General features: G+C 39.9%; 14 protein-coding genes. 10 read left to right on the top strand and 4 right to left on the bottom strand.

The window, feature by feature from the left end; genetic code table 11:
* Window positions 1-41 precede the first annotated feature (41 nt).
* From ACFX4W_RS25135 to ACFX4W_RS25125, 3 genes are all read left to right on the top strand, one after another.
* Window positions 42-1463, top strand: a complete 1422-nt coding sequence (locus tag ACFX4W_RS25135) for a glycosyltransferase family 2 protein (RefSeq protein WP_043978446.1) — start codon at window positions 42-44, stop codon at window positions 1461-1463.
* A 160-nt stretch (window positions 1464-1623) separates the two neighbouring features.
* Window positions 1624-2019 carry a DoxX family protein gene (locus ACFX4W_RS25130; protein WP_280560118.1) on the top strand — a complete coding sequence of 132 codons (396 nt, stop codon included), beginning with the start codon at window positions 1624-1626 and terminating at the stop codon, window positions 2017-2019.
* Between the two features lie 169 nt (window positions 2020-2188).
* Complete coding sequence (locus ACFX4W_RS25125; RefSeq protein WP_043978453.1) at window positions 2189-3403, top strand: cytochrome P450; 1215 nt, start codon at window positions 2189-2191, stop codon at window positions 3401-3403.
* Between the two features lie 23 nt (window positions 3404-3426).
* Here ACFX4W_RS25125 and ACFX4W_RS25120 read toward each other — a convergent pair whose 3' ends face one another.
* Entirely contained in the window at window positions 3427-3795 is a 369-nt protein-coding gene (locus ACFX4W_RS25120) for a winged helix-turn-helix transcriptional regulator (RefSeq protein WP_013084552.1), read from the bottom strand.
* Between the two features lie 242 nt (window positions 3796-4037).
* Between ACFX4W_RS25120 and ACFX4W_RS25115 the strand changes: the two genes are divergently transcribed.
* The 4 genes from ACFX4W_RS25115 to ACFX4W_RS25100 all read left to right on the top strand — a co-directional run bounded on the left by ACFX4W_RS25115 (window position 4038) and on the right by ACFX4W_RS25100 (window position 8372).
* A complete protein-coding gene (locus ACFX4W_RS25115; protein ID WP_043978456.1) occupies window positions 4038-4553 on the top strand; it encodes an enoyl-CoA hydratase/isomerase family protein in 516 nt (171 codons plus the stop codon).
* A gap of 139 nt (window positions 4554-4692) precedes the next feature.
* Complete coding sequence (locus ACFX4W_RS25110) at window positions 4693-4818, top strand: hypothetical protein (protein WP_016765178.1); 126 nt, start codon at window positions 4693-4695, stop codon at window positions 4816-4818.
* 244 nt (window positions 4819-5062) lie between these two features.
* Window positions 5063-7381 (top strand): RNA polymerase recycling motor HelD, encoded by a 2319-nt coding sequence (gene helD, locus ACFX4W_RS25105; RefSeq protein ID WP_043978457.1) that lies wholly within the window; start codon window positions 5063-5065, stop codon window positions 7379-7381.
* Window positions 7382-7781: 400 nt separating this feature from the next.
* The gene (locus ACFX4W_RS25100) at window positions 7782-8372 is read left to right on the top strand and encodes a CPBP family intramembrane glutamic endopeptidase (protein ID WP_377560233.1); all 591 of its coding nucleotides are present in this window, start codon (window positions 7782-7784) and stop codon (window positions 8370-8372) included.
* Between the two features lie 101 nt (window positions 8373-8473).
* Here ACFX4W_RS25100 and comJ read toward each other — a convergent pair whose 3' ends face one another.
* Both comJ and ACFX4W_RS25090 read right to left on the bottom strand, forming a co-directional pair.
* On the bottom strand, window positions 8474-8881 hold the full coding sequence (gene comJ / locus ACFX4W_RS25095; protein ID WP_043978463.1) for a competence protein ComJ: 408 nt from the start codon (window positions 8879-8881) through the stop codon (window positions 8474-8476).
* A 35-nt stretch (window positions 8882-8916) separates the two neighbouring features.
* Complete coding sequence (locus ACFX4W_RS25090) at window positions 8917-9291, bottom strand: NucA/NucB deoxyribonuclease domain-containing protein (protein ID WP_223269005.1); 375 nt, start codon at window positions 9289-9291, stop codon at window positions 8917-8919.
* A 292-nt stretch (window positions 9292-9583) separates the two neighbouring features.
* On the opposite strand from ACFX4W_RS25090, the gene ACFX4W_RS25085 reads away from it, so the two are divergent.
* Together ACFX4W_RS25085 and ACFX4W_RS25080 are read left to right on the top strand one after the other, a co-directional pair.
* Window positions 9584-9844, top strand: coding sequence for a metal-sensitive transcriptional regulator (locus ACFX4W_RS25085; RefSeq protein ID WP_013058561.1), 261 nt, complete (start codon window positions 9584-9586; stop codon window positions 9842-9844).
* A gap of 156 nt (window positions 9845-10000) precedes the next feature.
* Window positions 10001-11950 (top strand): FUSC family protein, encoded by a 1950-nt coding sequence (locus ACFX4W_RS25080; RefSeq protein WP_165575892.1) that lies wholly within the window; start codon window positions 10001-10003, stop codon window positions 11948-11950.
* Window positions 11951-11985: 35 nt separating this feature from the next.
* On the opposite strand, the gene ACFX4W_RS25075 is transcribed toward ACFX4W_RS25080, so the two are convergent.
* Window positions 11986-12804: a squalene/phytoene synthase family protein gene (locus ACFX4W_RS25075; RefSeq protein ID WP_028411023.1), complete on the bottom strand. Its 819-nt coding sequence runs from the start codon at window positions 12802-12804 to the stop codon at window positions 11986-11988.
* A gap of 325 nt (window positions 12805-13129) precedes the next feature.
* Between ACFX4W_RS25075 and ACFX4W_RS25070 the strand changes: the two genes are divergently transcribed.
* Window positions 13130-13801 carry a response regulator transcription factor gene (locus tag ACFX4W_RS25070; protein ID WP_043978471.1) on the top strand — a complete coding sequence of 224 codons (672 nt, stop codon included), beginning with the start codon at window positions 13130-13132 and terminating at the stop codon, window positions 13799-13801.

Below are 13801 nucleotides of genomic sequence, written 5' to 3'. Positions count from 1 at the left end.
CGCTGAATTGTTCAGTGGTTCTTTTTTTAGGGGGGATATCAATGAAAACTCTTTCTGTCGTGCTGCCCGTTTACAATGAAGAAGAAACGCTAAAAACTGTGCTTAAGCAAATTAAAAAAGTAAACGTGCTTGAGATTATTGTGGTCGCAAATGGCTGTACAGATGCTTCAGTAAAAATAGCGAAAGAAGAAGGGTGCACGGTAAAAGTAATAAAAAAGCGTATGTCTCCACATGAAGCGAGAATGGAAGGAGCAAAGACTGCCAAAGGAGATGCCGTCTTGTTTGTAGACGGAGACATTATTCTTTCGGCTTCCGAGCTTGAGCGTTTTGTTCAGCCTTTGTTATTTGGACATAGCGATGTTGTGCTAAACAAGTGGGGGAAAATGAAAATGAATGCTTTTAACCGCAGCGAGCTGATGTGGAGTACGGTTTTGCATCATGCGATTGGGAAGCCTCACCACGCCAACGCTTATTTAAAAGCGCCTTACGGGGTACAGTTAAGCGTGTTGAAGAACTACTGGGAGCTGCCGCCTCTTTCGTTATTTGTGACATTTTTAACACAATACCGCGTAAGTATGTCTATGTCGATTGAAACACAGGGGAAAGGAAACTTTCGTCCATTTGATCGCCCGCTGCGCACCAAAGAGCGAATTCAATCCTACCAGCAGCTTCTTCAAACATACTATACGCTTGCATCAAATCGTAAAAGGCGAGTGGATATACTTACGCAGCCCATTTCAGTTGTTGAGCACGGCTGGGGGAAATTATCTTCTTTTTATGGAGGAAAACAGCTGTCTGTTATTATTCCAGTTTGCAACGAAGAACAAACAATCAAACAAGTGATTGCAGAAGCAAGAAAACTTGAGCCGTTAGAAATCATTGTCGTGATTAACGGTTCCACTGATCAGTCGGAGGCTTATGCCAAAGAACAGGGTGTCAAAACCCTCGTCTACGATGAGCGGTTAGGGCATGACTGCGGAAGAGCTGCGGGGGCCCTTGCAGCAACGGGAGATATTCTTCTCTTTATAGACGGGGATTTTGTTCTTTCAGCTCAAGAGTTGTATCCGTTTGCTTCAGCGGTAGCGAGCGGCGTTGATGTAGCTTTAAACGTATGTGAAGATGAAGCGAAGCTCACGCATGTTGTGCAGGGGTGGAAATACGTATTGAACGAGACAATAGGAAGAAAAGATTTATTAATGAGCTCCATGACTGCTGTTCCTCATGCCATAAGTAGAGAGTGCCTGGAGAAAATTAAGCCCGAATCTCTTGCTGTACCGCCTTTTGCCCAAATAAAAGCCATCATAGAAGGTTTTCATGTGCAGGCCGTTCACCATGTTGATGTAAATAAATTTAACCGATTTCGATATTCTGAACACCTATTATTAAAGAGCCATTCTGCTACGGCAGAACTCATTATTCAGGATCATATTTTTGCATTTCTCTCGTATCTTCAGCGCGACTGAGTAGGGAGTGTGGGTGGGTGCTCACTTACAAAAGAAACGTTTAAGATAAGGAAAGAAATTTGCTGATATCTTGTTTTTCTGTTCTAACCCCTTGAATTTGTTCACAGTTGTAACTAAAATTGTTACATGTGCAGACAAAAGTAAAAAAGGAGGAAAAGAAATGAAAAGCTATCAGCTTGGAACGTTTTTACTTCGTCTTATGTTAGGGCTAACGTTTTTTATTCATGGCCTTGGCAAATTCCAAAGCGGTATTGATAATACGGTCGGTTTTTTCCACAGCATGGGCATTCCTGCGTTTTTCGCTTATGCGGTTGCGGTTATTGAATTCGTAGGGGGAGCCGCTATGATTCTTGGATTTCAAACGCGTTTAATCGGTGTCTTGTTTGCGATTGTGATGATTGGCGCTATTTTTACAGCGAAAAGCGGTGCTGGTTTTACAGGCGGCTATGAGCTTGAGGTTTCCCTTTTTGTCGTTTCGCTTCATATGATTCTAGCAGGAAGCGGCGCGTACGCGTTAGACAACCGATTACAAAAAACAGAAGAACATTATTCTTAAAAAGGTAGGCGCTATGCGCCTACCCTTTTTTGTAAAAAATATCCTTCTATCGATTCATTTTTACTAAAATATACAGCTATCATTTTTAAGAAAATTCGTATATATGGTACTATTTGGTCATAGATGACTGCATAGTCATTCTATTTGAACGATACGGGGAGGTTTTAACATGAAAACCGAAAGAGAAAACGGAATTGTCCGTCAAGTGAATACAATTCAAACAAAAGAAGAGCGCTTTAATCCTTTTTCATGGTATGAAGAGATGAGAAACACCGCGCCTGTGCAATGGGATGAAGAAAGGCAGGTATGGGATGTTTTTCACTATGACGGGGTCAAAGAAGTGCTGGAACAAAAGAATATTTTTTCTTCTGATCGAAGACCTCCACAAAACCAAAGACAAACTGCTCTAGGAACGAGTCTAATTAATATTGATCCGCCTAAGCATGCTGAAATGAGAGCACTTGTTAATAAAGCTTTTACGCCTAAAGCAATGAAAGCATGGGAGCCTAAAATTGCGCGTATTACAGCTGAATTATTACAAGAAGTTGAGCATCTTGAAGATATTGATATAGTCGAGCATCTGTCCTATCCGCTTCCGGTTATGGTAATTGCCGATATTTTAGGCGTGCCGATAGAAGATCAGCGTCAGTTTAAAGATTGGTCCGATATTATCGTAGCCGGTCCTTCTAATAATGAACGTGAAACGCTCGAAAAATTGCAGCAAGAGAAAATGAAAGCAAATGATGAGCTAGAAACTTATTTTTATCGAATCATTGAAGAAAAACGCACGCGTCCAGGAGATGATATTATCTCCGTGCTTCTTCAGGCAAAAGAAGAAGGGAAACAGCTAACGGATGAAGAAATCGTCGGTTTTTCTATTTTGCTGCTGATTGCTGGAAACGAAACAACCACAAATTTAATTTCAAATACGATTTATTGTTTAATGGAAGATAAAGCTTCTTTTGAACGACTCAAACGAGAGAAAGAACTTTTGCCTTCTGCGATTGAAGAAGTTCTTCGCTATCGTTCACCCGTTCAGGCTCTTCACCGAATCGTAAAAGAAGATGTGACTCTTGCAGGCAAGAAACTAAAAGCGGGCGAACACGTGGTTCCATGGATGGGATCTGCGCATCGAGACGCGGAGTATTTTGAAGACCCGGATGTATTTAAAATCGATCGAAAGCCAAATGTGCACATGGCATTTGGAAGAGGCATTCATTTTTGCTTAGGAGCACCCCTTGCTCGAATAGAAGCAAAAATTATGCTGGCCGAGCTGATTGACCGCTATCCGCAGATGGACTGGAGCCCGTCATTTGAGTTAAAGCCGATTGAAAGCACGTTTGTGTACGGATTAAAAGAATTATTGATTCGTAAACATGTATAAAAAAAGCACGCTTTGCGTGCTTTTTACTCTTTCTCTGCTTGAATTCTCGCTTCAGCAATTTTATCGGTATGATCATATCCCCATTTAAACATCAGCTCGATAATAGGGATGAGCGTTTCTCCAAAGGGTGTTAAATAATATTCTACTTTAGGCGGAACTTGTTTATAGACTTCGCGGTGGATAATTCCGTCGCGCTCGAGTTCGCGAAGCTGCAGCGTGAGCATTCGCTGCGTCACGCCAGGAATGAGTCTGCGCAGTTCATTAAAGCGCCGGCGTTCCTTCGATAATTGATACAAAATGACGCTTTTCCATTTGCCTCCGACTACATCAACGGCTGCTTCCACAGGGCAAGAATAGCCGTGAGGCTCCCATTTTGTTAAGTCGTATTTCATAGTGATTACTCCTTTTATCAGTGAGTTCAGCTGCATTTGTGCTGTTTATACTATAGCACGTCTTATTTGATAAAAAAATGGAAATGATTCAGGGGATTATTGACGGAAAATTAAAAAAGTAATGGAAATAATTATGAGTTTGTTGTATGATGAAACTATGAAAATAACTTTTCTATTAAAAAGCGAAATATTTTGAAAGCGCTTTATTTATAAAGAACAACAGGGGAAAGGGCGGAGGAACGATGAAAAGGTTTATCAAAGTAGAAAAAAGAAATCATGTGGCGGTTGTACGAATGAATCAGTCAATGCTTAATCGTTTGAACAGTGAAGTCATGTATGAGCTGCAAGAAACGATGAATGAGCTGCAGCACGATGGGTCGGTTGGATCTATTGTATTTATGGGAGAGTACTATAAAATGAACGGAGATCATAGAACAACCTCTTTCCTACGTGAAGAAACAGGAAGGCTTTATCAGCCAATTCATGCAGTAGCAGCTCGAGCGATTTTTCAGCGTATTTCATGCAGCTCCAAACAAACGATTGCGCTTCTTACAAACTTTACGTTTGGCGGAGGATATGAGTTAGCTTTAGCATGCGATGTACGAATTGCGGAAGAACCTGTGCAGCTCAAGTTAACAAACGGCATGACCGTTAGTGCGCAAGAAGCGTGCAACATGGGCAAAGTGCAGCACGTTGTGCAAAAAGGAAAAGGATTAGAATATTCACTTACGCTGAACGCATTAGAAAAGGAAGCTTAAAAAACGCTTTCACTTTATTTTTATAAAGTGAAAGCGTTTTTATTTTATTTTGTTGATAAAAAGGTATTGAAAATTCTGAAAAAAGGAGTAGAATGATAACAAATCTACTTATTTTAAATAAGCAAAGGAGCTGGTATCAATGCCATTCATTTTTAAAGAAGCGGTAGTCGGATTGTTTACAGCGGCAGCAGCAGGTTTACTGGCGTTTCAAGGGGTAGAAGTGGTGTCAGCCATCATTCATCTGCTAACTTTTTGGAAACAGTAATAGCTAATAAGTAGAGGAACGACCTATAAAGATAAGGGGCTTGAGACTTTCTCAGCCCTTTTTGTTGTGGAGTTCATTATTTTTCAGTATACTAACGGTGGAAATTAAGACATAATATGGTTACATAGCAGGGATTTACGAACTCAGTAGGGAAGTATGTAGACTCTGAAAAAAATAAACAACGATCGCTTTTACCCGGTAACAAGTTTTGTTATCGGGTAACGTGTGTAAGGGGTGTGGATAAGTGAAAGACAAAAATTTAACAGAAGAACAGCAGCGAGTTGATTGGGTAGTAGAAGAAATCAGCCAAAAAGCTGAAAAAATAGGTAAAAGCGTAGGAAACGTAAAAGGCGAAATTGTCGATTTGCGAAGCACGTTTTGGGACGATGTTACGGTTAATATGGATGAGCCAGATGACGTGATTGAGACATTTACGAGCATTAAGCAGCAGGCAGAACTTTTAGCTGAACGTGAAATTACCCATAGACAAGCGTATGATCAATTAAAAACATTAAAAAAATTAACGCAATCCCCTTATTTTGGACGTTTTGATTTTATAGAAAATGGTGAAAAAGAAGCAGAAGCTATTTATGTGGGCGTGGGCTCTTTAATGGATCAAAAAGATGAAGAGTTTTTAATTTATGATTGGCGTGCGCCTATTTCGAGTCTTTATTATGATTATTCACCGGGAAAAGCGCAGTACGAAACGCCAGGTGAAGCGATTAAAGGCGAGATGAAGCTAAAGCGTCAGTTTATTATCGAAAATAGCGTAATTAAAAGCATGTTTGATACAGGGATTACCATTCGCGACGAGCTGCTTCAAGAAGTGCTCGGACACAATGCAAGCAGTCAAATGAAAAGTATTGTAGCGACCATTCAAAAAGAACAAAACCAAATTATTCGAAATGAAAAAAATAAAGTGCTGATCGTTCAAGGAGTAGCAGGGAGCGGTAAAACGTCTGCGGCTCTTCAGCGCGTGGCTTATCTTCTCTATCATCACCGAAAGCAGCTGACTGCAGAAAACATGATGCTGTTTTCACCAAATCCGCTTTTTAACAGCTACGTCTCAACCGTTCTTCCGGAGCTTGGAGAAGACAATATGAAACAAACAACGTTTCAGCAATATGCCGATGGCCGGTTAGGAAACGAGTTTGAAGTGGAGGACTTGTTCGTTCAAATCGAATATTTGCTAACGGAAAAAGATGCTGCGGCAAAAAAGCAAAAAATGCAGGAAATTCGCTACAAAGCAAGCCGTGAATTTAAAAAGCAGGTAGATGCGTATATTGAAGAACTGTCTACTAAAGACATCATTTTTAAAAACATTAAGTTTCGCGGCGAAATTGTGTTATCTGCTCGGCGTTTGCTGTCTTATTTCTATTCGCTTGATACGGGAATTTCCATTCCTAACAGGATGCAGCTCGTAGCCGAGTGGGCGCTTAAACTCATTAATCAGCTTGAAAAACTTGAGCGCAAAAAAGATTGGGTTCAAGAAGAAATTCAGCTCTTAGAAAAAGAAGATTATGTAGAGGCCTATCAGCATCTGCAGAAAAAGGAAGGCTATACGGAAAGCTCATTTGATGATTTCGACCGGGAACAAGCGTATTTAGCCAAGGCCGTTGTAGCTAAGAAAATGAAATTTATTAAGCAGGCGATCAAGCAGCTTAAATTTATCGACATTCGACGTATCTATATGCAGCTGTTTGAAAGGAGTCACCTTTTTCTACATGTAGAAGGATGGGAAGACACTGCTAAAAACACGGTGCAAAGAGTCATGAACATGAAGCTGTCTTATGAAGACGTAACGCCTTACTTATATATAAAAGATCAAATTGAAGGGCGCAAAGCTAATCCTGTCATTCGCTATTTGTTTATTGATGAAGCACAGGACTATTCACCGTTTCAGCTGGCGTTTTTAAAAGAGCTGTTTCCGCATGCCAGAATGACGCTGCTTGGAGACTTGAATCAAGCGATCTATGCGCACGCCTTGAACGCACCGACCATTCTTTCAAGCGAACTGTACGAAGAGAAAGAAGCAGAAACGCTGACTCTTACGAGAAGCTACCGATCAACACGTCAAATTGTCGAGTTTTCAAGAGATATGGTGGCAAATGGCCATTTAATCGAGCCGTTTAATCGAGACGGTGCGAAGCCAACCGTTACGGCTGCAGATAACGTCCAAGACCTTCATGAGGCAATCATACACAAAATTAATGAATTGAAGCAGCAAAACTATAAAACGATTGCCGTTATTGCCAAAACAGCTGAGGAAAGTCTTCAGGCATTCCAAGCACTTCCTGAAGCGATGTCTGCAAGGCTGCTGACAAAAGAAACAAGTTCATTTGAAAAAGGCATGCTTGTTCTGCCAGCTTACTTAGCAAAAGGAATTGAATTTGATGCCGTCATCATTTACAATGCGTCGAGTGAATGTTACCAAGATGAATACGAGCGTAATTTATTTTATACGGCATGCACAAGAGCGATGCATGAGCTGCACCTGTTCTCGCTTGGTGAAATCAGCCCGTTTATATCGAATAAAGAAACTTATGAATATCAAGCACAATAAAAAGAAGACGGCCAGTGTTTTGATTATCTGAGAAAGTAACAGTAGGATTAGTAAAGGAAATCGAGGATGAAATCGCAAAGGTTTTATCCTCGATTTTTTGTTTTTATGGATGGATTCAGCTTATTTTCATTGCTTAAATAAAAATTGTTTGGTTAAATTTCCGCTGCTATAAAACGAATCAGAAGGACAGTGAAAGGAGGAGTTTTATATCCAATATTTACGAATAAATGTATTACTCATCCTTATAATAAGTTTATTTTTCTTCGGGATTGTTCTTTTTTCTTATAAGTTATTTGCTGCGGAAATGTTGCCCATCATAGGCATGCTTTTTATCTATGCTTTAACCTCTAAATATCGTTCAACGGTTTCTCTTTTTCTATTCTTTTTAATAGGAACATGTATGTTTCAAATAGGAAGCAATTATTTCATTGAATGGGATCTATCTAAAGAGATGAAAATCATTGTAAACAGAATTTTACTTCTGTTCATCATAGGTGGACTATTGCTTTTCATTTTGTTGTCCAAACAGAAGGTATTTCTTTTTGCATCATTACCAGACTGGCAGAAACGTATAGTGATGCCATATCATTCGATTAAGCTAACGTACTTTTTAATGTTTGGTCTGATTGGTTCGGCTACAATCTTTGTACCGTTACTGTTAGTTGAAGATATAAGCTATACAAAATCATTCGTCATATACGGTATAGTATTCTCCGTTATAAACGCTATTTTAGAAGAGTTGCTTTGGAGAGGGATCATGTTATCTCATTTAAAGAGTAATCTTTCCACTTTTTATGCTGTTTTCATTACGAGTATTGGATTCGGTCTTTTGCACATATCAATAGGAATTCCTGTAATCATGAGTTTACTTTTTTCTCTTGGTGGATTTTTCTATGCATTTGTCGTTTTAAAGACGAAAAGCATATACCCAGCCATAGTTTTTCATTTTATTATTAATTTAGGTATGGTTTTTAACGGATGGATATTTTAGCATCTTGCACCAAAAAGCTCAGAGCTATATATCGCTCTGAGCTTTTATGAGTTATTACTGTTGTATATTACCTGAACTGTTTACAGTAGGCTGCCTGCTTTTTATTGACTTTCAAAATGCAGCAAATACTTCACTAGATAAAGGCCAGAGTTTGTTTTTTCTTGAAGAGGAATAGTCAGGCATGTGACGTAATAATACCCGTTTGGAATGTCATAGCTTAAGGTTTCAGATAGGACGCTTTTGATTTCGATCCCATCGCTTTCGACGTGAAAAGGAAGGCGAGTGGTCTTTTCAGCCTTTGATGCGTCTGGAGTTTCGTTTACCCATACTTCAATAATGGCTCTTGTGTTTGATACGGCTTCAAATGAAATAGCTTTATCGTCTGCGACATATCCTTTTTGAATATCTTCATCGCTCCAGTCGTGATGGGGCTTTGGCTGTCCTTTTTGAAACAGCGTAAACTGATGATAAGACATGGTTAGCTCTTGTTCTTTCCATTTTGTTTTCATGATTTCACCTCTTCAAAGTAAAGCTTGTTCTGCTATTATTGAACGATAAATTGTACGCGTGTACCATCTGGATACTGTTCTAACTGATTTCCAACCCATGAGCCGGCTCCGCGGTTATCAGAAGGTGAAATATAGCGAATGTCAGCTCCTGCTCCGCCTTCTTCGCACATAGCCATTGGCCATTCATCACGGTCATAACCTGTTTTTGTCGGATATCCTTTCAGGGATTCTTCTCGGTTCGCTTCAGCACCGTCGCGATCAATTGTACAAACGGAAGAGTGCCCAGCGGCAATCGCGTCACGAATATGATCACCCGTTTCAGGATATCGGTCTAACGGAAAATAAAGTGTCGCATCATAATTTACTTCAGCTTCCGTTTTTTCAGGAGCTAAAAAAGCCGCATGCCCCATAAACCCTAAAATACATGCCATGATAATGAATAGACTTGCCATTAATTTTTTCCCGTATGTAGTCATCTCAAACCTCCAGTGTAAGTCGTTTTTACAGCTTAACTATACTGTCAGATTGCTAAGTTTAGATTACAGGACAATAAATACGTTGTAAACAAGTATTAACATTTATGTTAAACTTCCTTTACTTGACATCATACCCTAATAGGTATAAAGTTGTGTATACATTTACTTCTTGCGTACAGCTTAAAAGCAAGAAGCGCAATCATGCATGAGCGGAGGTAGTAGTATGATGGAATATGATAAGCAAGTTAAAAATCGTTTAAAACGTATTGAAGGTCAGTTAAAAGGTGTCTTAAATATGATGGAACAAGGAAAAGACTGCCGTGACATTGTGACACAGCTCTCAGCAGCCAGAAGCGCAATTGATCGCACGATGGGTGTTATTGTCAGCACCAATCTTGAACAATGTGTAAGAGAAAGCATTGAAAAAGGCGAGAATACCGAAAACTTAGTAAAAGAAGCAGTAGAGCTGTTAGTAAAAAGCAGATGAGACATTCGTTTCATCTGCTTTTTGTTTTTACTGTACGCTGCTCACAAGGATAAAAACCGCTGTTCCTAAACACAATACGGATAGGAACAGCGGTTTTTTAGGTTTATCTCGTTTTAAGAACAGGAAAGATATATGGAGAGAAAGGAGGAGGTCAAGGTGAGTGATGACAAAAAGTCACCAGCATATAATCATACGGAAATTCATCATAAAATTGAGGCTTCTCCAAAAGCGCCGGGAATCAAAGCCGCTTTTCGCTTTAACCACGCTTCTTCTCCGTGGGTAAGAGGAATCAGCTCAGGCTTGTCTTCAAGCCTGCCGATTTTGATAGGGATTTTGTTTGATCATTTGCAGTACGGACTCATTGCAAGCATTGGCGGCTTTACATATTTGTATACAAAAGATGAGCCTTATGCGCAGCGTGCTGTTAAGTTATTTTTAGCTTTGCTTGGCGTTACACTGTGCTTTACACTCGGCTCGTTATTTGCTGACGTAGCTTGGATGAAAACTATTTTATTTGGTGTTATTGGAGCTGTATCGGTTTATGTTTTCGGAGCGTTAAAAATTCCAGGACCTTCTGCCATGTTTTTTGTCCTTTCATTTGCTGTGAGCACGAGCATTCCAGCGCCGAATTTGCAGGCTGTTTTTTTGCACGCAGGACTCGTTTTTTTAGGAGGGACACTATCTTGGTGTATTAGCATGAGCGGCTGGCTTATTAACCCGCGCGGACCTGAAACTGCCGCTGTGGCGAAAGCGTACAGGCAGCTAGCTTCATTTGTCGGGTCTCTTGGTACGGAATCATTTCACGCCGAGCAGCATAAAACGGTTGTCGAGCTTCGAGCAGCGGAAACAGCGATGAAACAAGCGAAAATCAATCGAAAAAAATCATCGTTTGCGCATCGTCTGTTTTTATTAAATCAAAAAGCCGAAGGACTGTTTATCTTTGTGATGGCCGCTGCGAACGATTTTAATCCAGCTGTTTCTAAAAAAGCACAGGCGGTGATTGAAACGTTCGCATCTGAAATGGCCACGTTAAAAAAGCATAAAAAAATTCGAGACGTTCGAGAAGAAATTGAAGAGCTGTCCATCAAAGAAGAGCTGCGTACATTGCTATTGGATGTAAATGACGTTCTTCAAATGAAAGAATTAAAAGAAACAGAGTATATTCAATTTTCACAAGGCAGCGTAAAAACACGGTTAAAAGCTGCTTTTCACAAACGTTCGTATGTGCTTAAAAATGCTTTGCGCTACGGAATTATTATGATCATTGCCGCAGCCGTTGCCTACACGACAAATATTCCAAGGTCTTACTGGATTCCGCTTACGTGCGCGGGAGTAATGCTTGGAGCAACCGTTCGTGCAACGGTTCAGCGAGGTATTCAGCGCTCTGTCGGAACCATTTTAGGTATTTTAATTGGAACCGGGATTCTGATGCTTGAACCAACGGGAATCGTCATTGCGCTCATTGTCTTTGTGCTTCAGTCGACGATTGAAATTGTAATTGTTAAAAACTACGCGCTCGGCACGCTCTTTATCACACCGAATGCTCTTTTAATTGCTGAAAGCGGTCATCCGGATAAAGCGATTAGCTACTTTACGTCTGCTCGAGTGATTGATATTGTCATTGGTTCTGTTATTGGAGTGGTCGGCACGGTATTAATTTTCAAACGAGCTTCTTCGCTTCGTTTGCCATATTTGCTTGGAGATGTGATACGAAAAGAAGGACAGTTTTTAGAAATGCTAAGCACCGAACAAGATGAAGAAAGAATTAAACGAGAAAGAAATAAGCTTCAAGGAGAACTCGTTAATCTTCGGGCGCTGTACGATAATGTGATTGGAGAATATTCTAAAACGGCCGTCAAACTAGAAGGATTGTGGCCTGCAGTTGTCGCTACACAGCAGTTAGGTTATATGCTTCTTGCGTCGTTTGAAGGGTATGAGCTGTCAGAAACGGAGAAACAAGAGCTTCAGGAAACATTTGCTCAGCTAGCTGCAGCAGCTGAGCAAAAACGAGCGCCAAAGCTTTCAAGTGTTCCGACCCTGAAACACTACCCTATTATTCAAGGGGAAATAGTCGCTTTATATGAAAGTCTGCAGGTAGAGATATAAAAAGCACGGAACCCAGGGGCTCCGTGCTTTTGTTTTTACATATCCACAACTTCATTTACCGTTTTATTTACATCGTCACGCGTCATTTTTTCTTTTCCTTTCATCAAGGCGTTTAATGTTCCATCAGCAAGCGCTAACGGAATTTTACAGAAATGAAGGATCGGAAGCGATTTGACATCTTCTAAATATTTCTTTCCTAGTGAAAGATTGCGGCGAGCGTAGGCAAACATATCTTCTCTGCTCCAATTGTTAGGAAAGAAGCTGACTCCGCGTTCTGAATCTTCCGAGGTATTACGCAGGATATTAACAGACTGCAAGCCGCGTCCAAACGCAATAGCTAATTCTTTATCTGTTTCCGTGCCGTCATACCATTTCCAAATGTCATTAAGCATCACACCTACTAGACCAGCTACGTAGAACGTATAGTCATCTAAATCCGCTTCATTTTGAATATGCCAGTCTTTTTCTACCCAATCGGCCATTCCTTTGGCCATAATAGAAGTTGCATCTAATACTTGATCTGCAACTCCAGTCGGACAAAGCGCAATCCAGTTGCCGAGCTGAAGCGTTACGTCAGGTAAATCAGCTTGATAAGGACCTACTAATGCCATGTACTCGTCTTCGTTAAAAGACTTTTTTAACAGGTCACTAATGTCGTAAAGCAAGCGGCTTTTTACACCGGCTTCTAGCTCAGGGTGATCTTCAATTTCATCAATTGCCCTCATACATAAGTAAGCAGATCCTACTGCATCCTGCAATTCTGCCGGCAAGTGGCTAATTGGAATAAAAAATGTTCGGCTTGTCTCTTTTAACATCACCATTGCGTTGTCGCGTAATTTGTTGGGTACACTCATTGATAACTAGCTCCTTTTTACATATCCACATGTCAAATTAGTTTAAGTTTTCATCTTATATACTATAGTAACAAAAAATGAGCATTTAATGGAGTTTAAAGATTACTTATTAACGATATTGTCATTATTTTGTAGTATTTGTACAGGGAAACTTGTAACATATACAAGTTTACACTACGATAATACTCGTTCAGTCTTCGTTTTACAGAAATAAATGGTTTATTTTTAAGAAAATTGCTGTCATGCTAATGAATTAGATGAGCTTTTAAGAAAGTATTCAACAGTGGGTTATACATAATATATCGGACAATACAGAGGTGAATGTATGAAAATTTTAATTGTAGAAGACGATGATAAAATATATGAATTAGTGAAAGAGAAATTTGAGCAGTGGTCATTTGAAGTGGCTGGAATAGAAGACTTTCAAAAGGTAATGGAAGTATTTATTGCAGAAAGCCCAGAGCTTGTTATTTTAGACGTGAATTTGCCTGTATATGACGGGTTTTACTGGTGTCAGCAAATACGTGCAGTTTCAAAAACTCCTATCGTCTTTCTTTCCTCTCGTGAACATCCAATGGATATTGTTATGGCAATGAATGTTGGGGCAGATGACTATATTCAAAAGCCGTTTAACTTGGATGTTCTTGTTGCTAAAGTGCAAGCGCTTCTGCGCAGAACGTATTCATATGGAGATACGATTTCAGATATTATCGAGTGGAACGGGGCGGTGCTAGACTTAAAAAAAGGAAGTTTGCATTACAACGATCAAGAAATTCATTTAACGAAAAATGAATTTTTTATTTTACGGCTTCTTTTGGAAGAACGAGGCAAGATTGTATCGCGAGAAGAGCTTATGCGAAGGTTATGGGAAGATGAGAAATTTGTAAGTGACAATACGCTTTCTGTCAACATCACACGCATTCGCACCAAGCTGGAAGACATCGGGCTGAATGATAAAATTGTGACCAAAAAAGGCCAAGGATATTTGGTGAATTAA

Source organism: Priestia sp. YIM B13489, from assembly GCF_042787645.1.
In the GTDB taxonomy this organism is placed as follows: domain Bacteria; phylum Bacillota; class Bacilli; order Bacillales; family Bacillaceae_H; genus Priestia; species Priestia megaterium.
The sequence above is the reverse complement of the archived record's forward strand: the minus strand, read 5'-3'. Positions and strand labels throughout refer to the sequence as shown.